Source organism: Jatrophihabitans sp. YIM 134969, from assembly GCF_054456675.1.
Genome location: NZ_JBTJEQ010000001.1, coordinates 84,814 through 110,347, shown reverse-complemented (window position 1 = coordinate 110,347; position 25,534 = coordinate 84,814). Strand labels below are relative to the sequence as shown.

Genomic DNA, 25,534 nt, shown 5'->3' with positions numbered 1-25,534 from the left:
AAATGCGGGTCCTACTCGTCACGAAATCTGCTCTCCTCGGCTTCAGCGGCCGAGGCGAGCACCTCGTCCCAGTAGTCCAGCAAGGCCCGTTCCTTAGCGCCGACCGCGGCGCCCTTCATGACGTCTTCGTAGAGTAGATATAGGAGTGCCTTCACCATCGGAACGTCGTTCAGTCCACCCCGCCTTCCGCTGAGCAGGGCTGGTCGGAACCACGAGTTCAACCATAGGACACCCTCCTTGCGGTCGATTTCGACGAAGCGGTCCGTGCCGTCAAACCGGGCCCATCGGATCTCCAGTGGCTTTTTGCCCCGATGGATCGTCGCCTCGCTGGATACAGCACGTTTCACTCGTGGATCGATCCCCGCACCCGGCGGAAGGACCGGCGGGAGCGCCGGGGTACGAGCGTTCGACTTCGCGAAGACGGCCTCCGCGGCTGCGATGTAGTCGTCGAACGTGGTCCCGTGGCCGTCGTCCGCTGTCGCGATTGCCGTGACGAGGTCGGGTCCGAGGTCGACAGAGTCCTTTTCGGCGGACATCTGGACCAGGTCGTCGAGGCCCGTGACGTCGACGGCGACGCGGGCGAGGCGTTTCCGGCGATCCTCACTCGTGGTCTCGTGCCATCCGCCGTAGGACAGCAGCCGGTCGTTTCGATAGATGTACAGACCCTGGTACCGGTCGGGACTACCGCGGCCTATTTGGAATCCGGGGTTGTCCGAGCGCGCAGGCCAGATAGTGCAACTCAGTGGCAAAATCTGACCACGCACGTCTGCCCGCATCTCTAGTGGGTACCCCCTTCGGGCTGCGTGAGGATGCCCGAAGGGGTCGATGGCATGCAGTCGCATCCTGGCGCCCACCTCGCCAAGATCATCGTCCAGAACATCCCACGTTAATGTCAGACGTTCTGCGGTCAGAAGGCGATGGAATACCACACCGAGATGGCGGAACGTGGTTCGCTGCATGGCGTCCAGACGTGCGTCCGTGGCGGTCCGACCGCCGCGGGGCACCTTCCGCAGCTCGTCCCACCGCACGACTGTGCCGTGATCAGCGTTCAGGCCCGGGAGAGGAGACTCGAGGTCCGCCTCCACCTGCGCGGATTCGAGGACGTCGCACACGAACCCCTCGACCTGGCTACGACGCATACGTCGACCCTCGGCTGCTCCGCCCGCGCGGTGGGTCAGTACGGTCAGAGTCTCGGCCTGGCTGAACGAGGCCGACTTCAGGCCAACACCGAAATGACCCAGGGACGGTTTCGCCGTCACTTTGGGTTTCCCGAGGGTCATGGCTGCGTCGACCTGCGCCGAGTCCATCCCTTGGCCGTTGTCGCCGATTACTACCCGCTGCAGTCTGTCCGCGCGGACCACGACCCGCACATGCACGGTCGACGCGCCGGCGTCGACGCTGTTGTCTACAAGGTCGGCCACAGCGGTGTGAAACACGTGCCGCGACGACATCGCCGCCGTTAGGCCCTGGTCTGGCGGCACCCGGCGTTGCTCGACCACGTCGAATTGCTCGTGGTCTGCCACCACATCGCTCCTTCTCGCCGCCGCCGTACGCGACGGGCTGGCTATAATTGCTCAAAATGGTCGAGTACTCGGGTCGGGCAGATCGTGCTAGTAGGACAAGTTCAACTCGGGACTCTGGCCCGCACTAACCAAAACCGACTTTTGTGGACGGTCCGAACGCTCGGGTCTACTCCTCCTTACAGATCCGCGCTGATCGCGCGTATTACCTTGTCACTCAGTGAGCCATGCCCAAGGATCTCGTCCCAGCGCACAGCAACCCAGGCGGCGCCCGCCAGATCGAAGTCCATTAGCGACGCCAGCTGTCTTTGCTCCGGGAATTTCCCACAGAGAAGTGCGAGCCCATCGGGGTAGATTCTCTTTCTGGTCGCTCGAACTCGCCTCATCGGATCGGCTCGATCGGCTCCGACTGTCATCAGTACCCCACGCTGGATAACAGTTCGCGGTGCAAATCGGAAGAGCTCGGCAAAACGTGATTCCTGACCGCCACTACCAAATACTATGGCAAGTTGGCTAACTGTTAAGTCCCTCAGCGGGTTAGGTCTAAGGGTGCGCCATCCGAAAAGGTCAATTGCGTAGTCCTCCAACGCTTGGGTCGCAACGCCTCGCTTGCCGTCGCCGTTCTTTCCTGGTCGGAGCCAAACGCGATGTGCGCGCATCATGAAGGCTTGGTGCCGCCACTGCCTTGCATCCACCTTGACGAGCAGAGTGACCCCGCAGTGGCCTTCTTTAGGAATCGCCCAGTTGTCGCGGGTCGTGCCCTTTATCTCGACTCCAACCCCCTCTATATGAGTGTCAGGGTGACGACTCTTCATCAGCTCAAAATTATCAATCAAGTGATACTGCAGCTTGGTCCCAACCGTGCGTCTTTCGTCGCTGTCGACGGCCTCGTCATATAGATCGAATCTACCAGTGCGTGCACTATCAAGCACATAGTAGACCGAATCCTCTATGGCATCACCAATCAATTCGACCAAGTCGGGCTTCGCCAAGAGCCAGGAAGTCACCTTTTGCAGTTCGTGGTCCTCGTCCGGTGTCTCAAGTAGATGCCTATTATTTCGATAGTCTGAGCAGGGCATGCCGGGGCCGTGAACAGAGTGTCCACGTCGTCGTGGCTGCCCGTTAGACGACCCCCTAGTGCCGACTTTAGGCGGAGGAGCCTTCTCAGCCGGCGATGACGCCGATTTAATCTCGAAGAGCGTTGATGGCCCGTCTTGTTCGTCGTGCTGGAGCCGCTGCCGCGCATCGTGCCAGGCGTACGTGTGAGGCAAGGCTTGTACTCGCGCAGCCTCGAGAAGGCAGAAGGTCTTATCGACTGCAGGAAGACTGGTGCTGTGCGGGTCTGTTGTGATCAAGCCCCTGTGCCCATTGCTACACGAATTCGGCGGAACCTGCGGCACCGGCACACCCATCTCACATCGCTGCGGGCCACGGACTTCCTGTGAAATTCGGGTGAGGTTGCGTTCGACTTGTGCCGCGAGCTGGCCAGCAACAGGAATCTTGAGACCGCTTCTCGGGCGCTCATAAGTGACGCCAATCATCCGTGATGCCGTTGTTGCTGCGTTCCGTAGATCACTCGCTGCTTCGCAGACAATATAATAAGGAGCAATGTCTACTGCACTCAAGCGAGAATCGAACGGTAGAGGTGGGTCTGAGGTCCTACACCCTACAAGTAGATGCTGGCGCTGATCTTGAGCCCGCCTGAAGTCGGTCGCGGCAGAGTATTCGTCTGCAATTGCGTAGCTGGGCTGCTCTCCAGCCACGAAGGAGTTGAGGAGACAGTAGAACCGCCTTTTGCACGACTCAACATCGTTAAACTTCAGAATTTGGACGTTCAGCCGCACGTCAGAAACAAGCCTAGGTATCCCGGCCCATTGTGACGCGGTGATTGGGCCGCCAGCGGGCGGTGTGCCGGCCGGGCTCTTGAGAGGTACGGCTGCAGCTGGCACACCGGTGGGCGGAAAGTTTGAGGCGGACAGATTCCGCACTTCCGTCACGGTCAGCACCTGGCCGCCAAAGTTGGCGGAGTCAGTTGATGATGTGATTGGGGCGCACTCCACTTCGCCCCCGACTACGAAGGCAAACCTTTGGTGGCCTGCGCTCCGCCCACCGCTTCCTAAGAAGAGGTCGGCCGTCGGGATCGCCACGTCAGCACTTTAGGGCCAGCCGCGGCGGCCCGCGCGGCAGGACGGCTACCACTCGGTGACCTGCCGCTCGCCAGGTCAGACTCCCAGGCCGACTGCCGGCCTGATATGTGCCGCGATCGCAGCGGCGAGTCGCGCAGGCACGGCGTTGCCGATCTGCTTGGCAATCTCGATCTTTGTCCCGCACCAGAGGAAGTCGGAAGGGAAGGTCTGCAAGCGAGCCGCTTCGCGGTGCGTGATAACGCGGTTGATCCGGTGCGCCGAGCGCTTCGCCTCCCACTGCGGGTGCAGGTACTGTCCCTTCTCCGGCTTGAAGAACTCCGTGCGCACCGTCAGCGAGGGCGCGTCCCAGCGCATCCGCCCCAGGACGTCGGTCGTTCCAGTCGGCTTGTCCCGCCAGCAGCGTGGCAGCAGCTCATCGGGCAGGTCGAACCGCCCGCCGCCGGGCGGCACGCAGTCGTACCGAGCCAACGACAGCGGCGTCGGCCGGCGGCCGAAGTGCAGGTCGGGCTCTTTGAAAATGCCCCGCTCGGTGAACTCGTGGCCAGCGACGTCGACGAAGCTCGTCCACGAGTCCGGGATCTCCGTGGTGGAGGTGTGCAGCGGGATTCCGTCGAAGGCGTCGCGCACCGTCGACCACGGCTTGAGCCCGCCGGTCGCCGTCCGCGAGTGCGTCGGCGTAGGCAGCTCGAGCGGGCCGACGCGGCTGCCGATGACAATGGTGCGGCGCCGGCGCTGGGGCACACCGAAGTCGGCGGCGTTGAGGACGCCGAAGCGGATCTCGTACTCGTCGAGAGGCCCGCCGTCGACCATGTCCTGCAGCAACGTGAACTCGCCGGAGGTCAGGAACCGATCGACGTTCTCGATGACGAACACCTTGGGCCGTGCGGCCTGCACCACGCGGACGTACTGCTGCCACAGCTTGTTGCGCGGATCCGTCGATACCCGGTTCCCGAGGTTCGAGAAGCCCTGGCAGGGCGGGCCGCCGATGACGACGTCGACCTCCGGGATCAACGACTCGTCGAGCCCCGCGATGTCGCCGCAGTAGATGTGGTCGCCGAAGTTCGCCGCGAAGGTGGCGGACGCGGCCGGGTCCCACTCGACCGCGAGCTGCGAGCTGTACCCCTGTGAGGTGAACCCGGCGGTCATGCCGCCGCAGCCTGCGAACAGGTCGATCATGCTCGGAGCGGCCTCGGTCACCTCTGCGCTCACCACCCGGAGATCGTAGAACGTACGTGCGACATCGAGTCGCCGGCACGCCGGACCGAGACCCTCACGACGCGGGCCGCACGGCCTGCTCGATGACGTCCGCCGCACCCACCGCGTCTTCGTGCTCCCAGAACCGCAGGACCGTCCACCCCGCGTTCACGAGGCGCTCGTCGGTGTCACGGTCCCTCTGAACGTTCGACCGGAGCTTGATGGCCCACCACTCCTTGTTGGCCTTGGGGGCGGTGCCGTGAACGGGACAGGCGTGCCAGAAGCAGCCGTCGACAAAGACCGCGACCCGACGGCGGGTGAAGAGGAGGTCGGCACGACGGCGGCCGAGGCCGAGGACCGGTAGAGGGCTGTGAACGCGGTACCGCAAGCCCCGTCGGTGCAGCTCGCGCCTCAAGAGCATCTCGGGACCCGTGCCCGTATGCCGTTGGCGTGCCATGCGAACCCGGACGGCGTCGCTGCTAGGGGTCGGATCCAACACCCGAGGAGTCTGACGTCGGCTGTCTCGGCGACAGTCGCCGGGGTTGGTGGGCGTTGGACCTGCATGGAAGTATCTCGTGTCATGACGGCCTCGTTCGCCGCTTCGCTGTGCGGATACCGCGAGACCGGAGCACCTTCAATATCAGACGCCGGCGACCCGGGTTCGATCGCTTGGGGGCATGCCTTATTTGCCAGGCTCGGGGTTGAGAAGCATGTGCCGGAAGTCAAAGGAGTCGGGTTAAAGCTCGAGGAACTGACTGCTTCTCAGATCGCGCAGGCATTCCCCGCATTTGTTGTTCGGCGCTCGCAATTGATCCGCTCATTCGAGCAGTATCGTCACCTGGGAGTCTTTGATCGCTTCCGCTCAAGTTACGATGGATCTACCACCGCGATTGAGCGGGCGATGCTTCTTCTGTCATCGATCGAACCGCAGGCGGCAGTCGAGGACGCCCGGTTCGTTCTTGCAGCGGCGTTGAGCCAGGCGCAGAGCGACCAAGATCTGGCTGCAGAGCTAATACTTATGGCTCCTGAGGAGTCGCTCCTGAAGCTTGACATCACCATCGCAACGCAGTCGGATCGGCCGAAGTTGATTGCCGGGCTCTCGTGCAAATGGTCGTTACGAACCGATCGTGCTCAGGACTGTCTCGCCCAGGGAGCCAAGCTCGTTGCAAATCGGCGAGGTCGCATGCCGCATTACGCCACTCTCACGATGGAACCGAGGCCAGCGATGCTGCGGTTGTTGGCTTACGGGTCTGGCTCGATCGACTGTGTCTATCACCTTGCGCTGCCCGAGCTGCGTGACGCTGCGCAGGATCTCATGAAGCAGAAAGGAACCAAGTCATCTCGCCAACAGCGAGACAGTATCGAGCGGATGGTCTCACAGGGTCGTTTGCGTGACTACGAAGCTCTACTGACCGAAATCAGTTGACGCGTTGCGTGCCGCTGTGCTCGTCAGAATGGAGTGCGCTGTGCCGTTCCCGCCCGAGCACTTCAAGCAAATAATAGGCTTAGTGGCTATGCCCTTGTCAAAGGCGTCGGTGGACGGTGGTGACGTCGCGCGCAGATAAGTAGCGACATAAACGATTCGCGCATTCCTAAACCGCTTTGTTCCTGCTCGTGTATCTCGGTCCGCTCGACGAGGGTCACGACCAACGGAATTGCTTCGTCACTTCGGGCGGTCCGCGGGCATGTAGTCGGACATCTTGACGCCGGCGTCCTCCCACGTCGCCACGGGGCCGAAGGGGTCGGCGCCGGGGAGGCCGTAGAAGGAGATCGGGTTGTTGTACGCCCACCGCCCGGTGCCCGGGAAGCTGCGGTGGCCGAGACGGCCGGTGCCGGAGAGGGCGCCGAGGGTGCGGGCGAGGTACATGCTCGCGGTGTACGGCAGGTCGGCGCGGGTGATCTTGTCCGCGTCGTGGTACTCGGTGTGGTCGAACTTCGAGAGGATCTTCGCCCACTCGGCCGGGTGGGCGAGGGCGTAGGCGCGCTCGACCAGGCCGTACTCGACCCAGTCCTGCCCGGCCTCCTCGACCGCCGTGGCGACCGCGAGGGGCAGTTCGACGTCGAGGCCGAGCTTCATGGTGTCGCCCGAGGCCCGCTCGGGTTCGGGGACGAACGGCCACTCGAACGGGCCCTTCACCGGGTGGTTCTTGCGCTCGCAGCGGTAGGTGTACTCGGCGGTCTCGCTCGCCGTGCGGATGGGCCGCACGATCTCGTCGGAGTGGAACGGACAGACCTGGACGCCGGGTGACGGCACGTGGGGCCCTTCATCGAAATGGCGTCGCCCTGGTGGACCCGCTCGGGTGGTTCTCGACCTTGACGCTACCCCGGGTGGCGCCCTCGCCGTTCCCTCCCGTTCACGCCGACCTGACGCAACCGTTGCCGGGCAGCGTCACTCAGCCGCCCGAGCTCAGCACTTCCGGCGCCCCGCAGACACAGATCCACGGCCCACCCTCGACCTCCTGCCAGCAGATGTAGACCCCGCCGGGCGGGGGCATCTTGGTCGGCGGCTCGTCGAACTCGGCACCGGCCGTGCCGTCGTCGGAGGAGCTCGCCGCGGCGGTCGGGACGAACTGGATGGAACTGACGCGCACGGGGATCCCGCGTTCGCGCAGCAGCCGGTCCACCTCGTGGCCGAGGTCGCCCTCGAGTGCGGCGAGCACCTGGATCTGTTCGTCGCTCAACGCGCGGCGGTCACTCTCGGTGTACGTGGTCATGGTTCACCTCATCGTGTGTGGGGGTCTCGCCGCGCGGTTGCACGGCGTGGACGTAGGCGTCGTCGGCGGCCACGCGCATCGTCACGACGACGGGGCAGCGCAGGCACGCCGCGCCGCCGCGTTCGGCGAACCAGCGGCAGGAACCCCGCAGGTGGCACCGCGGCAGCGTGTCGACCACCGGGTCGAGTTCGGTGGCCACCTGACCGCCGAGCCCGCACTGTTGGCCGTCGAAGTGCCGGCACCCGCCTTCGGCGCAAGGGCCGCCGAAGCGGAACACCTGGCGGGGGTCGACGGGCTCGGCGAGCGCGAGGAGTTCGGCGGTGACCGGTACGACGCGGTCGAGGTAGCGCATCGAGGCGCCGCGGTCGTCGCTCTCGCCGCGCACGGCGAACACGACGCTGTCCGCGGCCGGTTCCGCGCTCGGGCACAGGAGCGGGCGGTCCCGCGGGTGTCCGCTCCCGGAGCGGGCGGACACGGGGCGTCAGCCTTCCCTGACCGAGCCCGCGGCGCCCTCGCGGAACTGGCTGAGCTCCGGCCACGCGATGATGCCGGCGAGGATCGGGCCGGGGAACTTCTCCAGCGCGAAGTCCTGCTCCTTGAGGGCGGCCAGCACGCCCGAGAACGCGGCCTTGGTGAGCTCGGCTGCGGTGATCTCCCTGCCTGGTTCGCTCATGATCCACTCCGTGGTGTCGAAGTCGAGGGGGGATGCCTCGACTGTCGACCCGCTCAGCTGGAGACGTCAACGGTGCTCGCGGCCCTGTGCCCGTTCGGGCGCGCGACGATCTCGCGGCGCCGATACGGCAACATCGGGACGTGATCATCGGTCTCGGGAACCGGCGGTGACCGCTCCGTTGCGCCGCTCACCGTTGTTGCGTCCGGGTGACCGCGTGGCGATCGTCGCCCCGAGCGGGGTGGTGCTCCCCGACCGGCTGGCCGCCGCGGTGGACCGGCTGCGAGGGGCCGGGTTCGAGGTCGTCGTGTTCCCCTCGGTGTACGACGGCGGCAGCGCGCGCCCCTACCTCGCCGGATCCGACGCCGGCCGCGCCGCGGACCTCACCAACGCCCTGCTCGACGACGACATCCGCGCCGTGTTCTGTGCCCGCGGCGGGTACGGCGCGCACCGCGCGGTCGACCTGGTCGACTGGCCGCGGCTCGCACGCGTCGAGCCGAAGCACGTCGTCGGCTTCTCCGACGTCACCGCGCTGCACGAAGCGCTCGCCGTCCACCTCGGCTGGGTGAGCCTGCACGGCCCGTGTGTGGCGAGCAACGTCCCGCCCGACGACGTCAGCTGGCGATCGTTGCTCGATGCACTGATGGCGCCACCGACGTTGATGACGTTCCCCGGCGCCCGGCCGCTACAGCGCGGAACCGACACCGGCGTCACGCTCGGCGGCAACCTCACCGTATTGGCCGCATCGATCGGCACCCCGACCTCGCGATCGGCGGACGCCGGGATCCTGCTGCTGGAAGACGTCGGTGAGACCGCCTACCGGGTCGATCGGATGCTCACCCAGCTGCGGCGGTCGGGCTACCTCGACGGCGTGGCCGGCATCGTCGGCGGTTCGTGGCGCGGGTGCGACGGTGTCGAGGATGTCCTGGCCGAGCGCCTCGGCGATCTCGGGGTGCCGGTGTTGCTCGGTGCACCGTTCGGCCACGAACCGCCCAACCTCACCGTGCCGCTGGGCGTGACGGCCACCCTGGACGTTGACGCCCGGACCCTCACCTTCCCCGGTTGATCGTTTCGCTCGCGGAGAGGCGGGCGGCCAACGGTGCCACCCGGCCGAGCGAGGCGCTGGGGAGGACGCTGGCGACGTCGGCCAGGGCGGTGTCGAGCGGGACACCACGGACCGCGGCGCCGTAGGCGGCGGCGATCAGCGGCGTGCGGACCTGGGCCTGGACGCAGTGCAGGAACACGATGCGACCCTCGGCGCGCAACGCCCGGACGGCCTCGACGGTGTCGGCGACGACGAACTCCAGGTTCTCGTTCTCCGCCGGCTGCGGCCGGTCGACCAACCACACCTCGAGACGGTTGCTCTCTGCAACGGTGCTCGGCACCATCACCGGGTCGACCCGGCACAGCGACACCACGGCGTCGACCGACGGCGGCAACGCGGCCAGGGCCGCCACACCGCCGAGCAGCACGCCGTCGTCGTACGGGTGGGGCACGACCTCGGGCGAGGCGTACCCGGCGTAGTCGGGCGCACCCCAACCGGCGCCGACGGTGCGCACGCCGAGCTGGACCAGGTCGCGGGCGCGCAGGCCCGGCCAGCCGTGAAGCATCCGGCGCCAGGCGGCGGGAACGGCGGAGGCGCCGTGGGCGGCGCCGAGCAGGCCGCCGGCGATGGCCGCGACCGTGTCGGTGTCGCGGCCCCCGCGCACCGCGGCCTCGAGGCCCGGGACCAGGCCGGGGGTGGTGTGGATCGCGCACCACGCGGCCTGGAACGCCTCGACCACCCAGCCGTTGTGGGCGAAGTCGGCCGGGACGGAACGCTCGGCCACCTCGATGCGCTCACGCCACACCGCGGCGCGGTCAGGAGCGAGCGCGGACAGGCCGACCCGCACGTCGAGCCCACCCGTCAGCACGGCGTGGCGGATGGCCAGGCACCACAGCACGCAGGCCTCGCCGGCGTCCGGATCGACGTGGGTGAGGGCCGAGATCGTCGACGCCGCCTCGACCAGCGCCTCGGGATCGTCGAGGTACGCGAGCGCGACGGGCGCGGTGCGCATGAGGGAGCCGTTGCCGCCGGTGTGGCCGGTGCGCTCGTGCAGGGAGCGTGCCGCCGCGCCGACGGTGGCGGCCGAGGGGGAGTCGACCGAGAGGACGGCGCGGGTCTGGTTGCCGACGTCCTTCGCCGAGCGCGCCCACCCCGCCCACCGGGCGACCAGGGCGTCCTGCGTGCCGACCTCGAGCAACGACCGGCCGGCCGCGGTGAGTTCGGCGATCGCGACGGCCATCGACGTGTCGTCGGTCCACTCGCCCGGTTCCCAGCCGAACGACCCGCCGCCGGTCATGGCCACGGGCACCGAGGGCGCGAGCGGCGGGCCGAACTCGTACGGCGCGCCGAGGGCATCACCGGCCGCCGTGGCGAGCAGGACTCCCGCCGTGCGGTCGCGCTGTGACGTGGTCAGCTCCATCGGGCACCTCCGGGTCAACGGCTGTTATGGTCACTCTGACCATAACAGGGAGGACCGACATGCTCGACTGGCTGAGCAACCTCGTCGCACCACTGAACGTCGTGCTGTTCACCATGGGCGGCGACGCCGTGACCTGGGCCGAACTGCTCGGCTTCGCCACCGGCGCGGCCTGCGTCGCGCTCACCGTGGCGAACCGCATCGAGAACTTCCCCGTCGGCATCGCCAACTCGGCGTTCTTCCTCGTGCTGTTCGCCTCGGCGCGACTGTGGGCCGACAGCGGCCTGCAGATCGTGTACATCGTCCTGGGCTTCGTCGGCTGGTGGCAGTGGGTCTACGGGGGCGAGCGGCACACGCCGCTGCGCACACGGAACGCCACCCGGAACCAACTCGTCGGCTGCTTCGCGTGGGTGGTGGTCGGCACGGTCGGGCTGACGTTCTTCCTGCGCTGGGCCGACGACGCCGCGCCGTTCTGGGACGCGCTCACCACCGCGCTCTCGCTCGCCGCGCAGTACCTGCTCAACTCGCGGCGGGTGCAGACCTGGTGGTTCTGGATCGCCGCCGACGTGATCTACGTGCCGCTCTACTTCACCCGCGACCTCAACCTCACCGGCATCGTCTACATCCTGTTCCTGGGCCTGGCGATCGCGGGCTACGTCCAGTGGCGGCGCACCCAGCGGGCCGAGCCGGTCACCGCCCCGCCGGCCGTGACGACCGTTGCACCATGACCCGGTTCCGGCACGGCCTGCTGATCGGCAAGTTCTACCCGCCGCACCGAGGGCACCACGTCGCGATCCGCCGGGGCGCGGCGCAGTGTCAGCGGTTCACGGTGGTGGTGATGTCGTCGGTGCGCGAGACCATCCCGTTGCGCGACCGGGTGGCGTGGCTGCGGGCCGAACACGCGAGCGACGGCAACGTGCGCGTCGCCGGCATCCCGTGCGACGCCCCGCTCGACGTCGACGATCCGCAGGTCTGGGCCGCGCAGGTCGCCGCCATGCGGGCCGCGCTGAGGTACGACGACCCGCACGCTCCGCCCGTCGACGCCGTGGTCAGCCACGACGACTACGGCGCCGAACTGGCCCGGCGGTTCGAGGCCACCTGGATCCGGGTCGACCGGCCCGAGGGTGAACCGTCCGGGACGGCTGTGCGTGACGACCTCACCGCGACCTGGCACGACCTGGCCCCGGCCACGAAGGCGGGACTCGCGACCCGGGTCGTCGTGCTCGGCGCCGAGTCGACCGGCACCACCACGGTGGCCCGGGCGCTGACGGAGCGGTTCCGCGGCCGCGGGGGCGTGTGGGAGCGGACCGACTGCGTCGAGGAGTACGGCCGCGAGCACACCGAACTCAAGTGGACCGCCGACGTCGCCACGGCGAAGACGGCCGGGACGACGCCACCGGCGCTCGACGAGATCGTGTGGACCACCGACGACTTCGACACCGTCGGCGCCGAGCAACAGGCACGGGAGAACGCTGCTGCGAGCAACGGTTCGCCGCTGCTGGTCTGCGACACCGACGCCTTCGCCACGGCGATCTGGGAACGCCGTTACCTCGGCGATGACGCACGGGAGGATCCCGCGTACGCGCGGGGGCGCGGCCACGTGTACCTGCTCACCGACCACGAGGGTGTGCCCTGGCACGACGACGGCATGCGCGAGGGCGATCTGGCGGTCCGCGCGGCGATGACCGGCTGGTTCGCCGATCGCCTCACCGCGCACGGTCACTCCTGGGTGCTGCTCACGGGGAGCGAGGAGCAGCGGATCGACCTCGCGGTCCGGACCACCGACCAGCTGCTCGAGCACCGCCTCCGGTTCGCCGATCCCCTGTACGGGCCGGGGTTCGCGCCGACCCCGCGGAGGAAGGCGTGACCGCGCGACGCGGCGAGGCGGCCTGGCTGCGGGGCTACGACCCGTCGGAGTTCCCGCCGTTCGCGGTCACCGTCGACCTCGCCGTCTTCACCATCCGCGAGGGCGAACTCTCTGCCTTGTTGGTGAAACGCGGCAGCCACCCCTACCGCGGCTGGTGGGCGCTGCCCGGTGGGCACGTCCAGCAGGGCCGCGAGTCGACCGACGCCGCCGCCCGGCGCGAACTGCTCGAGGAGACCGGGGTCGATGCCGACTTCCACCTCGAGCAGCTCGCCACCTACAGCGACCCGGACCGCGACCCGCGGATCGCCGCCGGCCTGCAGGTCGTCTCGGTCGCGTACGTCGCCCTCGCGCCGGACCTCCCCGTTCCAGAGGCGGGGACCGACGCCGCCGACGCCCGGTGGTGGCCGGTCGCGGGCCTGGACACCGACGAGCCCCGGCTGGCGTTCGACCACACCCGGATCCTGCGCGACGCGGTCGAACGGGTGCGGGCCAAGCTGGAGTACACGACGCTCGCGTTGGCGTTCGTCGACGAACCGTTCAGCCTGTCCGAGGTCCGCCGGGTGTACCTCGCGGTGTGGGGTCACGCCCCGGACCCGGCGAACTTCCGCCGCAAGGTGCTGGCCACGCCGGGCTTCGTGACCCCGGTGCAACGATCCGAGTCCGCCCCCACACGGAGCGGCGGCCGCCCGCCTGAGCTCTACCGCTCGGGCGGCGCGACCGCCGTCAGCCCCCCGCTCAGTCGCTGATCGTCACCACCGCGGACGGCGTGGCGATCTTCGCGTTGACCGGCGCGGCCAGCGCGACCGTGAACTTCTCCTTGCCCTCCTGCACGCCGTCGGCCAGCACCTGCACGGTGATGGTCGCCGTCTGCTGCCCGGCCGCGATGGTGACCGTGCCCGATGCCGCCACGAAGTCCGTGCCGGCCGTCGCCGTGCCGGCCACCGTCGACCAGTTGACCGTGGTGTCACGGGCGCTGATCGCCGACAGCGTGACCGTGAGGACGGCCCCGCCCGCCGACTCCGACACCGCGACCGGCGCGATGGACAGCTTCGGCAGCGGCGCGGGTCCGGACGACACCGACCCCTTGACGACCTCGACGTCGGACCGGACGTTGTCGAACTCGCCGGTGGCGCCGTCGTCCGCCGTGCCGTTCTTCGTCACGAAGACCGTCCCGGCCGGACGCGAGCGGTAGTCGACCGTGTCGCTGCCGTCGCCACCCGCGATGTCGTCGCCGTACACCGGTGACCAGTGGCTGCTGGCCGAGTCGCCGACCGCCGGCTGGACGAACGTGTCGTTGCCCTTTCCACCGATGAGCGTGGAGTTCTGGCCCACCGTCTGCAGCACCGTGATGGTGTCGCTGCCCGGTCCGCCGTCGACCGTGACCGGGCGGTCGCGGGGGCCGGCCAGGGTGAGGACGTCGTCTCTCGAGCCACCGACGATCTTCTGCACCGTGCGGAAGTCGATCCGGTCGCCCTGGCCCCAGACCGGGGACTTGTCGAGCGTCTTGCTCCCCTGGAAGCGGTTGTCCTCGGTGATCGACACGGGCACGGTGCGCCCCGCGTAGGTCACGGTGTCGATGTCACCCGCGGGCGAGGCCTGGTTCTGGTTGCTCGACCACCCCACCAGCTGGTCGCTGCCGTTGCCGCCGTCCATGACGTCGCTGCCGGCGCCACCGACCAGCACGTCGTCACCACCGTCGCCGAACAGGAGGTCGTCGCCGGTGCCGCCGGCCAGGCCGTCGCGGCCGTCGCCGCCGTGGATGACGTCGCGTCCCACGCCCCCGGCGATGCGGTCGTCGCCGCCGGCGCCGTCGATGGTGTCGTTGCACGAGGCGCCGACGACGTCGGTGCAGTCCGCGGACGTGTCGCCGTTGGAGTCGCCGTCGATCGTGTCGACCCCGCTGCCGCCGGTGATGGTGTCGTCGCCTGCCATGCCGTTCACCTGGTTGACGCCGTCACCGGTGGTGATGGTGTCGTTGCCGGTGCCGCCCTCGAGGACGTCGTTGCCCGGGCCGCCGATGACGGTGTCGGACAGGCCGTCCTGCGCCGGCTGGCCGGTCAGGTGGGTGTTGCCCGTGCCGCCGTAGGCCGTGCTGCCCTCGGCGCTCGCCGTCACGGTGTCGTGACCGCGCCCGCCGACCAGGATCTCGTTGCCCGGGTTCCCGGTGCTGCTGCCGCCTCCGACGACCGTGTCGTCACCGTCGCCGGCGTCGACGGAGTCGCCACCCGTCCCACCGTCGACGGTGTCGCCGCCGCCGAAGGTCCAGATGTCGTCGTGGTCCGGGCCGCCCCGCACCGTGTCAGCGCCGGCGCCGGTGCCGATGACGTCGCGACCGGCTCCGCCGTCGACGGTGTCGTCGCCGCCACCGCCGTAGATGATGTCGGCACCGTCGCCGCCGATCATCGTGTCCTTCGACGTGTCACCGGTGTTGCCGATGTTGCAGGGGGCGATGTCGCAGAGGCGCCCACCGCCGGGACCGGCCACCAGCAGGTCGGCACCGCCGTCGACCCCGAGCGCACCGTCGGCACCGCCCTGCACGCGGTCCGTGCCCGGACCGCCGTAGAGCTTCTCAGGACGGGAAGACCCGTAGATCTCGTCGTCGTTGCTGCCGCCGATGACGACCTCGACGGTGTCGCCGACCAGGTCGTTCTCAGCGTTCGGCCACGCGGCCTGCCGACCGTCGTTGCGGACGCCGTCGAGCGTGATGCGCAGCGGGTCGGTGCGCTCGCTGTAGTCGACGGTGTCCTCGTCGGGGCCGCCGTCGAACGTGTCCGCGTCGGTGCCGCCGACCAGGCGGTCGGCGCCCTTGCCGCCGGACAGCTGGTTGACGCCCTGCCCACCGCGGAGCACGTCCTTGCCGTCGCCGCCGTTCAGCGTGTCGCCACCGGCGCCGCCCTCGAGCAGGTCGTCGCCACCGTTGCCGTTGAACGTGACGGCCTGGCTGCCCGCGACCAGGTGGTCACCCGCCGTGCCCCCGTTGACGATCTCGGTCTCGGCGATGTTGTCGGGGTTCGCAGCCCCGACCACACCGTCGTCCGCGACACCGTCGACCGTCACGTTCACCGGGGCGGTCGCCGCGGCGTAGGAGAACGTGTCGGTGTCCCAGCCGCCGTAGAACAGCTGCGCGCCCGGCTCGTCGATCGCGGAGTCGTTGCCGAGGCCGCCGAGGACCAGCGCCGGTGACGTGCCGGTGCGGAACGTGTCCGGACCGTAGCCACCGCTGACGATCGTGGGCAGGCCGGTCGCGACCTTGATGGTGTCGGCCCCGAGACCGCCGGTGGCGTTCTCGACGCTGCTGATGGTGTCGGCCTCGTTGCCGGACCCGCCACGGCCCGGGAGGGTGACGGTGACGGCGGCCGACCGGTCGGAGTAGTCGACGGTGTCGGCCCCGTCGCCGCCGGCGACGTTGTCGTTGCCGTCGCCTCCGACGAGGACGTCGTCACCGGTACCACCGTCGAGCTGGTCCACCCCGCCGTCGCCCTTGAGCGTGTCCGATCCGTCCTCGCCCTTCAGCGTGTCCTGGCCGTCGTTGCCGACGAGGGTGTCGTCGCCCGGGCCGCCGGACAGCGTGTCGTTGCCCAGCGAGCCGGTGAGCCGGTCGTTGCCGGCGTCCGGCGTGGCGACGGTGGCACAGTCGGGACCGCCGTCGCCGTAGAACGTGGCCGGGCCGACCGTCGCGGCGTTGAGGGAGTCGCTGCCCGCACCGCCGCACACCGTGATCGGCACGGTGCCGATGGCGTCGTCGTCCACCAGCACCTGCAGGGAGTCGTCGCCCCGGCCGAGGTCGCCGACGACCTTCGTGACGCCCGCGAACCGGATCGGGTCGTCGAAGCCGTTGTCGACGGTGACGACGCGACGGCCGGCGGCGTCCGGCTTGTCCAATGTGACGACGAAGTCGTCGAACTGGTCGGTGCCCTTCAGCGTGACGACGCCCTTGGAGAACGTCGCCGGGGAGCCCGGTCCCTCCCCGCCGTGACACGACGCGTTGAGGTTGCGTTGCTTCCAGATCGTGGCGTCGGCGATGTCGAACGTGGCGTTCCCCACCGGGGACTGCACCTTGAGCCGCAGGAAGATGTCGACCTTGGCCCCGATGTCGAAGAAGCACAGCGGGTTGGGGTTCTCGTTCAGCTGGTCGACGATGTTCTGGATGCGCACCTTCCCCTTCCACTCGGGCTTGGTGTAGAGGTTGAAGTCGAACTGGCCGCCGATGCCGCCTTCGATCGCGAAGCTGAAACCGGGGATGCCGATCGAGGCCCCGACCGTGAGTTCGGCCCGCAGGCTGATCTCCGGCACGTCCTTGCCGGACGCGTCGTTGTCGTCGAGGTAGAAGCCCTGCAGCAGGCCGTAGCCGATCGCGGCCGGGCCGTCGTCCTTGTGCATGAGGGCCTGGCGGATGCCGTAGGTGTCGAAGCCCGCGGCGAAGTGGCCGGTGACCTTGAACAACCCGCCGACGTACACCAGCGCGGGGCCGACCGGGAAGCTCACCTGCAGGCTCGGCGCCACCGACAGCGTGCCGGCGTCGAACGTCACCAGCGGGACGTCCTGACCGAGCAGCAGCGAGAACAGCGACGTCGGCTTGGACAGGATCGGGATGTCGAGCCCGCCCTTGGTGGTCTGAGCCGCCAGCGCGCCGGACTTGGTGCCGTCCGCGTCGCCCTGGAACTGCAGTTGCGACAGCGGGTTCGTGGTCGCGGTCGGCGACCCGATCACCGTGCCCGCGGCCGACGGCGGCACCGGTGCGGTCACCGCCGTGCCTGCGACCTGGAACGAGCCGATGCTGATGGTGCCGGGAACCGCCGACGGGTTGTCCAGCGTCGCCACCAGGTCGGTGAGCTGGATGATCCGGTCGACGACCTGGATCGCTGTGCCGTTGCCCGCCACCGCCCGCATGAGCTGGAGCCAGGTGGTCCCCTGGTTGGTGCCGATATCGGTGCCCGGGATCGTCTTCTGCAACTCCGCGATCGGCTTCTCGAGCGGCTGCGTGTACTCGTGGATCTTGCCGATCACCGGGGTGATGAAGTCACTGACGAGGCTGCCGGCGTCGAGCGTGACGTTGTTGAACGCGAGTGACGCCTGGGTCACCGGGTCGTGGCCCGGCTCCCACGTGACACCCGCTTCGCTACGGAGGTCGGTGGAGATCGACGGGATCCCCGACGGCGCGCCCTCGGGCTTGACGGTCTTGATCGTCAGGTCGATGTGGGCGTGCGCGTCGACCGTGGGTGTGATCGACAGCGACGACAGGTCGTTCAGGCCGACCCGGCCGTCGGCGCGGGTGCTGGTGAGCACGACCTTGATCGACGCCGACGCGTCGGACGCGTTGGTCTTGTTGTCGGGGTTGGTCGGCCAGTTGTCCTCGACCTGGATCGGGACGAACGCGATCGTGCCGGTGAAGTCGGGGCCGTCGGCGTGCGGCAGCCGCACCTCGAGGCCGAGCTCCATCGAGTTGGCGTTGTCCTTCGTGGGAACGTAGAAGCCCAGCTGCCGGTCGATGCCGAACGCCAGGTTCAGCGTCAGGCCCGCGCGGTACTTCACGTTGTCGCCGCCGGTGAGGGAAAGACCGGGGAACCCGATGTCGAACGGGATGGTGTCGTCGGCCCCGATGAAGATCTTCACCCCGAACTGCACGGCGCGGACCGTGGTGATCGGCTTGGACTCGTCGGGGCACAGCGTGGGCGACGGCCCGGTGCCGCAGAGGAACTGCATGGTCGGGAGGAGCTTCACGCCGCCGGAATCCTGCTGCAGGTTGGCGATCTCGCTCAGCGGCTGCTGCGCCGCCGCGCGGACGCCGGCGATCGTGGTCTTGCCCTGGACGGCGGTGGCGAGATCCTTGAGCTTGCCGAGCGTGCCGTCCCGGAAGGTCTTGACGACGTCGACACCCGCGGTGACGTCGCTGCCGATGAACGGGATCTTGGTGCCCGGCGGCAGGTTCTCCAGACCGTGCTGGAGCTGGGCGGCCAGGCTGTCGACGCCGTCCACGACGAGCCCGAACTGGAGCGCCTGGTCGTTCAGTGCCGCCTCCACCTCGGTGGTGTTGACGTCCCAGCCGCTCGGCTCGAGCAGCTTGGGCAGGGTGACCTTGATGGTGCCGAGGGGGGTGCTCGGGTTGCCGTTGCCGTCGAGGACGAAGACCGGCAGCGTGGCGCAGGCCTGGGGGTTGACAGTTGCTCCCTGCAACGGTGCGCAGTCGGTGGCGAGGCCGGTGCGGGTCTCCTGCAGGTTCAGCATGGCGAGCGACGGCACGAGCCGACCGAGGTAGGCGCCGAACGCCGGGGTGCCGATGACGTACCGGGTGGTCCCGGTCGCCTGCGGGTCCTTCACCAGCAGGTGCGCGGCGAGCTTCGCCGTAGCGGGCTTGGCGGCCGAGCCGAGCCCGGCCCGGATGGGGCCGAGGTTGGCCTTGAGCGTGGCGTTGACGGTCGCGCCGACGCCCACCTCGAACGAGCTGTCGTCCTGGAGGAAGAAGCTCGGGGTCTTCGCGGTGGGGTCGACGGTCGGGACACCCCCGGCGTTCAGCACGAACCTGGGCAGCAGGACACCGAAGGTGAGGGTGGCGCGGGCGTCGAACCCCGCGACCACGCCACCGTCGGTCGTCGCCCCGGCGAGCCCACCGAGCGAGGAGTTGCCGAGCGAGAGCGCGATGGGGCCGGTGAACGCGCTGACGGTGACCGTGCAGGTCCCGGCGGGCAGCTTGGCCACCCGGTCGGAGGTGCAGGCGCCCAGGCCGAGCTTGACGACCAGGGCAGGACGACCGTCGGTGCCGGTCGCGTCGTAGCTGAACGTCACCAGACTGCTGCCCGACGGCGCGCCGAGGGCGCCGACGAGCGCCCCGTTCACCTTGGCCTGCAACGTGGCCAGGGTGAAGGTGTCGGTCGTCGCCACCAGGGTGTCGAGCGAGGTCTGCAGCTTGCCCAGCACCGGGTCCAGGTCGGCGATGCTCTTGCCGACCAGCGGCAGCGGAGTGGTGGTGGCGGTGCCGCCCTTGGCGATCGCGCCGCGGACGCTGGTGAGTGCGGTGCGGACCGCTCCGATCACCTGGCCGACGAGCGCCTGCGGGTTGGACGGGTCGTACGCGAACGGCAGGGCGGCCCGGGCGAAGTTCGCGTCGGCCGTGACCTTCAGGCCGTCGGCGTCCGACACGTCCGGCCACGCGAGGGTGACGCTGCCGGACGCCAGGTTCTGTCCGAGCACCTGCAGGCGCGCAGTCAGCGTCGTGGCCGGCACGGCGGCGTTGAACGCCACGCTGATCGGCAGCTTCCCGGACTGCGGCGTGATGAGGTCCTGCAGCGTGACGACCCCGTCGCTCGGGGTGGGGTCGACGAGGGCGACACCGACCATGGGCTTGGCCGGATTCGGCGCCGTCAGCAGGTCGACCGTTCCGGACGCGTTGGCGTCGGCCAGGGTGAGGTCGGCCAACGCGAGCGAGCCGGCCAGGGACAGGTCGGCCTTCACCGGCGCGTCGAGGGAGATCACGTTCCCGGAAGGCCCGTTGGTGAGGAAGAACCGATGGGCGAGATCGGTGTCCGGCGTCAGGCTGAAGCCGAAGCCGAAGGTGACGTCGAAGGTGGGCGTGACGGTGGCCGAGGCCGTGCCGGTCAGCCCGGCCACGCCGAGGCCGTCGAGCGCGCTGCCGAGGTCGACCGACGCCGCCTTGGCGCCCGGTGCGCCGTGGTACGCGACCGTGAACGTCACGCGCTGGTGGTCGGCGTCGTAGGTCACGCCGATCTGGCCCCGCTGCGTGTCGGTGCAGGTCGCCTGGCTGGTGGCGAAGACCGCGCAGGACAGCTTGCCGGCAAGTCCCTGCAGCGTGGTGATGCCGGCCGCCCCGGCCTTCTCGACGTCGATGGTCGCGAGCGGTTGGTCCCTCGAGGTCAGGCCCAGGTCGACGAAGAACTGGGTCAGCTTGGACGTCACGTCGGTGACGGCGGAGAGTTTCTGCCTGAGGAACGGCAGATCGACGTCACCGGCGGCCTGTGCGGTCTGCAACGATCGCACCACCTGGGCGACGCCGTTGAGGATGTCGCCGATGGTGACGTTCTGGAACTGGCTGAGGTCGGCGAGCTGCACCTGCGGCGCGGAGAGCCCGTCGCAGAGGGTCGGGTCGACTAGCGAGATCGAGCCCAGCTTGCCGGTCAACCCGGTGAGCGAGGCCGACACCGACAGGTTCGCCTGCACGCCCGTGGACGTGCAGCCGAGGGAGAACGGGGTCGACGTCAGCTCCGACAGCGTGATCCAGCCGTCGTGGTTCGTGTCCTGTGAGGCGTTCCAACTCAGGGCTTCTCCGATGTCGGCGTTGACCGTGCCGGTCGCGTTCGCCGCGAGCACACCGCTCTGGAACGCCAACGCGTTGCCGGTGCCGAACGCGCCGCCCATCGACAGGTCGACGGCGGCGACCGGCCCGACCTTGAACTTCACCAGGCTGTCGAGCAGCGAGAGCTTCATGGTGGTCCCGACGGTGAACGACGCCGTGGCGCCGACGCGCAGGTTCGCCCCGCTGTCGGCCAGGTCGAGTTGGTTGATCAGCCAGGCGAACTGGGTGTCGCCGGCGGCGGTGACGTTGAGCGCGACGTCGACGTCGTAGTGGTCGGCGACCAGCTTCGGGCTGGTCGTGACCTGCAGGTCGACCTTCACGCCGGGCAGGGTCGGCAGGTGGACGTCACTGGTGGGATCGCCGTCGCCGTCGAGGTCGTTGAGCTTGTTCTCCCAGGCGGTCCACGTGGTGGTCGCGGGAACCGAGAGCGGGATGCCCTGTTGCAGCTGGGCGATGCCCTGGAACAGCTGGTCGTAGAGCACCTTGAAACCGGCGCGGGCGCCGAAGGGGATGTCGTCCGCGGCCCGGTCGAAGGCGCCGCTCTCGTCGAGCGTGCCGAGGAACGTCGAGACGCCGTTGGTGGCGAGGGCGACCCGGTCGTCGTTCGCGAAGGGCAGCGGCTGGGTGCCGTTCCACCCGTCGAAGCCCGCGATGGCCTGCTCGATCTTGGCCCCGTAGACGCGCAGGTGGCCCTCGGTGTTGGGGTGGAACGCGCCGTCGATCGCGCCCTGGTAGGACAGCGACTCGAACAATTGCCGCACGTAACGGTCGGTGGCGCAGTAGCCGTGACCGTTGAACGCGTCGGCGATGCCGTTCACGAGCGTCCACTGCGGCCCGCTGGGGAACGTCGTGTTGGCGTGCGCGACGTGGTCGGCCACGAGCTGGTTGAGCTTGACGCCGACGGTCTCGCGGGCCCACGTGTACTCGGCGGGGGAGAAACCGTCGACCGGAGCGGTGGTTCCGGGCGCGGTGTCACCGGTGTTCTCCTGCGCCGAGGTGCCGGTGCAGTACTTCGGCGCCGCGGCGGTGCTGCCGTCGGCAGTGGAGACGTCGTAGTACTCGGTCTGCACGACGTGACCGATCCTGGCCGTTCCCAACGCGGCGATGCCGGCCTCGAGCGGCGCGTACTTGCCGGCCAGCTTCGGCCAACCCTCGTCGAAGGTCTTGCGGCCGGTGGCCCCCGGCTGGTCACAGCCGACCTCGTAGAGGCAGGACTTGACGATGGTCCCGAAGCCCATGTCGTTCGCGCCGATGGAGACGGTGAGGTCGTCGATCCTGCGGACACCGGAGAGCGTCTTCACCCGGTCGAACTGCGGCGGGATCTTCGCGACGCCCGGCGGTGGGTTCTGTCCCTCGTACGGGCCGAGGACGCCGTCAGCGATGGTCGCCCCGGAGCAGGCGAGGTGGACGAACGTCACCGAGCTGTGCGGGTCGCGCTTCTCCAGTCGCAGCGCGGCCTGCGCCGGGCCGGCGAGCGCGCTGCGGTCGCAGCGGTAGTCCTCCCACGTGGCCTGGTACAGCGGCAGGGGGGTGTCCTTGCGGGTGACCTTGTCGGGGTTGCCCTCGCCGCTGGCGACCGAGTCGCCGATCGACACGATGAACGTGTCCTTCAGCGTGATGTCGTCCGCCATCTGGACCGCGCTCTCGTCGGTGAGGCTCGCGACGACGTGGTAGCCGCCGAGCGCCGGCACCGACAGGTGGGTGCTGCAGGTCGCCACGGTGACCTGGGCCTGGGGCAGAGCCGCTCCGGTCACCGTCCACGTCACCCTGGTCGTCGCGCCACGGTCCTTGACCGCGGGTGACGCACAGGCGTCGACGTCGACGTTCCAGTCTTCGGGGGCGACGTACGCGGCGTACCCGGCGGGGGTCGCGTAGTCGATGACACCGTCGTGGTCCGCGTCCAGACCGAAGCGGTCGGGCATCGACCAGGTCCACGACAGCGTGCTCGAGGGCGCGGCACCCGCGAACGACGCCAGAGCCGTCCCGATCGCCCCGCACAGCAGGAACAACCCGAGAGCGACGACGCCCAGGCGTGAAGGCCGCCACCCGGGACGCCGGCCGTCGTCGGACGGCTCGAGGCGGTGGGCGGCGGGGCGGGTGCTGGACATCGCGTGCTCCTGTCGGTGACCGGACGGGTCCACGACGGACCCGACCGGCTCAGAGCTTCGGAGGCGGCGCTTGTCCTCTCCTTGCCGCACGCTTGCGTCCCGCCGGTGCGTCGGGCAGATCGGGCATCTCACCCGGGTGTTGGACCGCACTCCAGGAGTTCGCCGTCAGAGGACGCCTGCGCGCGGGGGCGGTCGAGGTGGGGAAACCGGAACGCGTGACCACCACCAACGCTCCCGCCCACGCCTCCGGCACCTTCGAGATCGCGGGCAAGACCGTCCACCGCCTCGGCTTCGGCGCCATGCGCCTGACCGGAAAGGGGATCTGGGGTCCGCCCGCTGACCGCGAGGAGTGCGTGCGCGTGGTTCAGCGGGCCGTCGAGCTCGGCGTCGACTTCATCGACACGGCCGACTCCTACGGGCCCTACGTCTCCGAGGAGATCATCAAGGAGGCCATCCACCCCTACCCCGACCAGGTCCTCATCGCCACCAAGGCCGGGCTCACCCGCACCGGGCCGGACCAGTGGCCGCCGGTCGGGCGCCCCGAGTACCTGCAGCAGGAGATCGAGATGTCGCTGCGGCGCCTCGGCCTCGAGCAGATCGAGCTCATGCAGCTGCACCGCATCGACGAGAAGGTCCCGGTCGCCGACCAGATCGGCGTGTTCGTCGAGGCCCAGCAGGCCGGCAAGATCGTCGACTTCGGGCTGTCCGAGGTGACGGTCGACCAGCTGCGCGAGGTCCAGCAGCTCATCGAGGTGAAGACGGTCCAGAACCGCTACAACCTCACCGACCGCACCTCGGCCGAGCTGCTCGACGTGTGCACCGCCGAGGGCATCGGCTTCATCCCATGGGCGCCGGTCGCGGCCGGCGACCTCGCCAAGCCCGGCGGCCCGCTCGACGACGTCGTCCAGGCCACGGGTGCGACGACCTCGCAGGTGGCCCTCGCGTGGCTGCTCGCCGTGTCGCCCGTCATGCTGCCGATCCCCGGCACGTCGACCGTCGCGCACCTCGAGGAGAACGTCGACGCCGCCGGTGTCGAGCTCACCCCCGAGCAGGTGCAGGAACTGCTCGACGCCGCCTGACGACGGTCTCCTCGCGCGCCTCTGGCACTGCTCGCACCGGTGCGAGCAGTGCCAGAGGTGTCAGAGGGGCATCGGCTGTCAGAGAGGTACGGCCGGACCGGGCTCGTCGGTCATCGGGCGTCGGCGGGGCGGGTACCGTCGAGAACACAGGTGGAAACCACCGCCTCCGTGCGACGGCGCCCGCGCTCACACGCCGCTGCGTCCGAACGTCGGAGATCCGGCATGCCAATGATCGACCGCGTGCTGGACGACGTCCTCGCCAGCGCCCGCATCCCGGTGCAGTACCAACCCCTCGTCGAACTCACGACCCTGGAGACCGTCGGGTTCGAGGCCCTGGCCCGCCCGCCCGAAGGGGTGACGTTCGTCGACCTGTTGCAGCGAGCCCTCGACCGCGGTGAGGCCGACCGGCTCGACTGGATCTGCCGGGCCGCGGCGCTCGCCGACCCGGGCATCGACCGGCTGCCGGGAGAGCTGGCGTGGTTCGTCAACGCCGAGCCGCGCTCGCTGCTGGCGCCCCGGCCGAGCGACGTCGCCCTCGACGAAGGCCGGTGGGAGCGCGCAGTCGTCGAGATCACCGAGCGGGCACTGGGCAGTGACCCGGTCGGGCTGTTGCGGGGTGTGCAGCAGTTGCGGGGAGGCGGTGCGGGGATCGCGCTCGACGACGTGGGTGAGGTCGAGGAGTCGCTCGCGTTGCTGGCCGTCGTCGCACCCGACGTCGTGAAACTCGACCGCGCCGTGCTCGAACCGCCGGACGATCCGTTCGCGGTGCGGGTGGTCGACGCCGTCTCGGCCTACGCCGAGCGGTCCGGCGCGGCCGTGCTCGTCGAGGGCATCGAGAACGAGGAGCACCTGACGCTCGCCCGGACCGCCGGGGCGACCCACATCCAGGGTTTCCTGGTGGGGCGGCCGGGCCCGTTGCCGACCTCGGTGCCGGTGCCGAGCCGGCCGGTGCCTCGCCACGGCGAGACCGCGCCGGTGGACGACCACGCGACCCCGTTCGGGGAGGTCGGCGAGGGCGTCGCCCACGGCGTGGCGACGCACGCGACGATGGCGGCCATCACCCGTCACCTCGAGAGCCAGGTCGAACACCACCGCGAACCGCTCGCGCTGCTCGCGACCTTCCAGGACGGCGACCAGTTCGGCGAAGCGGTCGAGAAGCGCTACCGCGAACTCGCCGACCAGTACGCGTTCGTCGCGGTGTTCGGGCCGGGGCTGCCGGACCTGCGTCACGCCGGCATCGAGCGCGGCGACATCGCCGACGGCGACGACCTGCTCCACGAGTGGAACATCGTCGTGATCGGCCCGCACTACGGCGTGGCGCTGTGTTCCCGCGACACCGGGCGGGGTCGGGGCTCGGACCGGGAGTTCGAGTACTTCGTCACCCACGACCGCACGCGGGTCGAGCGGGCCGCGCGCGTGCTCGGGCACCGGCTCACCCGCCCCCACTGACCCCCGGACTGTTCCT

The 25,534-nt window shown here is 69.2% G+C and carries 17 protein-coding genes; 7 read left to right on the top strand and 10 right to left on the bottom strand.

Translation table 11 applies throughout. The features are described 5' to 3' along the window. Nucleotides 1-11: 11 nt before the first annotated feature. The 4 genes from ACXR2U_RS00495 to ACXR2U_RS00480 all read right to left on the bottom strand — a co-directional run bounded on the left by ACXR2U_RS00495 (nt 12) and on the right by ACXR2U_RS00480 (nt 5,318). Entirely contained in the window at nt 12-1,523 is a 1,512-nt protein-coding gene (locus ACXR2U_RS00495) for an ATP-binding protein (RefSeq protein ID WP_458822942.1), read from the bottom strand. Between the two features lie 176 nt (nt 1,524-1,699). Then, nucleotides 1,700-2,527 carry a NaeI family type II restriction endonuclease gene (locus tag ACXR2U_RS00490; protein WP_458822941.1) on the bottom strand — a complete coding sequence of 276 codons (828 nt, stop codon included), beginning with the start codon at nt 2,525-2,527 and terminating at the stop codon, nt 1,700-1,702. Nucleotides 2,528-3,742: 1,215 nt separating this feature from the next. Beyond that, nucleotides 3,743-4,843 carry a DNA cytosine methyltransferase gene (locus ACXR2U_RS00485; RefSeq protein ID WP_458823099.1) on the bottom strand — a complete coding sequence of 367 codons (1,101 nt, stop codon included), beginning with the start codon at nt 4,841-4,843 and terminating at the stop codon, nt 3,743-3,745. Between the two features lie 94 nt (nt 4,844-4,937). Beyond that, a complete protein-coding gene (locus tag ACXR2U_RS00480; protein ID WP_458823098.1) occupies nt 4,938-5,318 on the bottom strand; it encodes a very short patch repair endonuclease in 381 nt (126 codons plus the stop codon). A gap of 123 nt (nt 5,319-5,441) precedes the next feature. Between ACXR2U_RS00480 and ACXR2U_RS00475 the strand changes: the two genes are divergently transcribed. Next, nucleotides 5,442-6,287, top strand: a complete 846-nt coding sequence (locus tag ACXR2U_RS00475; protein ID WP_458822940.1) for an NgoMIV family type II restriction endonuclease — start codon at nt 5,442-5,444, stop codon at nt 6,285-6,287. Between the two features lie 237 nt (nt 6,288-6,524). Here the strand turns inward: ACXR2U_RS00475 and ACXR2U_RS00470 are convergent, their stop codons facing one another. From ACXR2U_RS00470 to ACXR2U_RS00455, 4 genes are all read right to left on the bottom strand, one after another. Beyond that, nucleotides 6,525-7,115 (bottom strand): hypothetical protein, encoded by a 591-nt coding sequence (locus tag ACXR2U_RS00470; RefSeq protein WP_458822939.1) that lies wholly within the window; start codon nt 7,113-7,115, stop codon nt 6,525-6,527. Between the two features lie 139 nt (nt 7,116-7,254). Continuing rightward, nucleotides 7,255-7,575 (bottom strand): hypothetical protein, encoded by a 321-nt coding sequence (locus ACXR2U_RS00465; protein WP_458822938.1) that lies wholly within the window; start codon nt 7,573-7,575, stop codon nt 7,255-7,257. Continuing rightward, nucleotides 7,553-7,969, bottom strand: a complete 417-nt coding sequence (locus ACXR2U_RS00460) for a nitrogen fixation protein (protein WP_458822937.1) — start codon at nt 7,967-7,969, stop codon at nt 7,553-7,555. Before ACXR2U_RS00460 ends, ACXR2U_RS00465 begins: the two co-directional genes overlap by 23 nt. An 87-nt stretch (nt 7,970-8,056) precedes the next feature. Further along, complete coding sequence (locus ACXR2U_RS00455; protein ID WP_458822936.1) at nt 8,057-8,248, bottom strand: hypothetical protein; 192 nt, start codon at nt 8,246-8,248, stop codon at nt 8,057-8,059. Between the two features lie 166 nt (nt 8,249-8,414). Here ACXR2U_RS00455 and ACXR2U_RS00450 point away from each other — a divergent pair, with 166 nt between their 5' ends. Further along, entirely contained in the window at nt 8,415-9,311 is an 897-nt protein-coding gene (locus ACXR2U_RS00450) for a S66 peptidase family protein (protein ID WP_458822935.1), read from the top strand. Here ACXR2U_RS00450 and ACXR2U_RS00445 read toward each other — a convergent pair. Then, on the bottom strand, nt 9,295-10,710 hold the full coding sequence (locus ACXR2U_RS00445) for an ADP-ribosylglycohydrolase family protein (protein ID WP_458822934.1): 1,416 nt from the start codon (nt 10,708-10,710) through the stop codon (nt 9,295-9,297). The two genes, ACXR2U_RS00450 and ACXR2U_RS00445, sit on opposite strands and share 17 nt — an antisense overlap. A gap of 59 nt (nt 10,711-10,769) precedes the next feature. Here ACXR2U_RS00445 and pnuC point away from each other — a divergent pair, with 59 nt between their 5' ends. The 3 genes from pnuC to ACXR2U_RS00430 are packed head-to-tail and all read left to right on the top strand — an operon-like array spanning nt 10,770 to nt 13,320. Then, nucleotides 10,770-11,435 (top strand): nicotinamide riboside transporter PnuC, encoded by a 666-nt coding sequence (gene pnuC / locus ACXR2U_RS00440; RefSeq protein ID WP_458822933.1) that lies wholly within the window; start codon nt 10,770-10,772, stop codon nt 11,433-11,435. After that, nucleotides 11,432-12,574 carry an AAA family ATPase gene (locus ACXR2U_RS00435; protein WP_458822932.1) on the top strand — a complete coding sequence of 381 codons (1,143 nt, stop codon included), beginning with the start codon at nt 11,432-11,434 and terminating at the stop codon, nt 12,572-12,574. The genes pnuC and ACXR2U_RS00435 overlap by 4 nt, the downstream gene beginning before the upstream one ends. Next, the gene (locus tag ACXR2U_RS00430; protein WP_458822931.1) at nt 12,571-13,320 is read left to right on the top strand and encodes an NUDIX hydrolase; all 750 of its coding nucleotides are present in this window, start codon (nt 12,571-12,573) and stop codon (nt 13,318-13,320) included. The genes ACXR2U_RS00435 and ACXR2U_RS00430 overlap by 4 nt, the downstream gene beginning before the upstream one ends. On the opposite strand, the gene ACXR2U_RS00425 is transcribed toward ACXR2U_RS00430, so the two are convergent. Further along, complete coding sequence (locus ACXR2U_RS00425) at nt 13,310-22,990, bottom strand: Calx-beta domain-containing protein (protein ID WP_458822930.1); 9,681 nt, start codon at nt 22,988-22,990, stop codon at nt 13,310-13,312. The genes ACXR2U_RS00430 and ACXR2U_RS00425 overlap by 11 nt on opposite strands. A gap of 215 nt (nt 22,991-23,205) precedes the next feature. Here ACXR2U_RS00425 and ACXR2U_RS00420 point away from each other — a divergent pair, with 215 nt between their 5' ends. Further along, complete coding sequence (locus ACXR2U_RS00420) at nt 23,206-24,069, top strand: aldo/keto reductase (protein WP_458822929.1); 864 nt, start codon at nt 23,206-23,208, stop codon at nt 24,067-24,069. A gap of 222 nt (nt 24,070-24,291) precedes the next feature. Then, a complete protein-coding gene (locus ACXR2U_RS00415) occupies nt 24,292-25,518 on the top strand; it encodes a sensor domain-containing phosphodiesterase (protein ID WP_458822928.1) in 1,227 nt (408 codons plus the stop codon). Nucleotides 25,519-25,534: the final 16 nt, after the last annotated feature.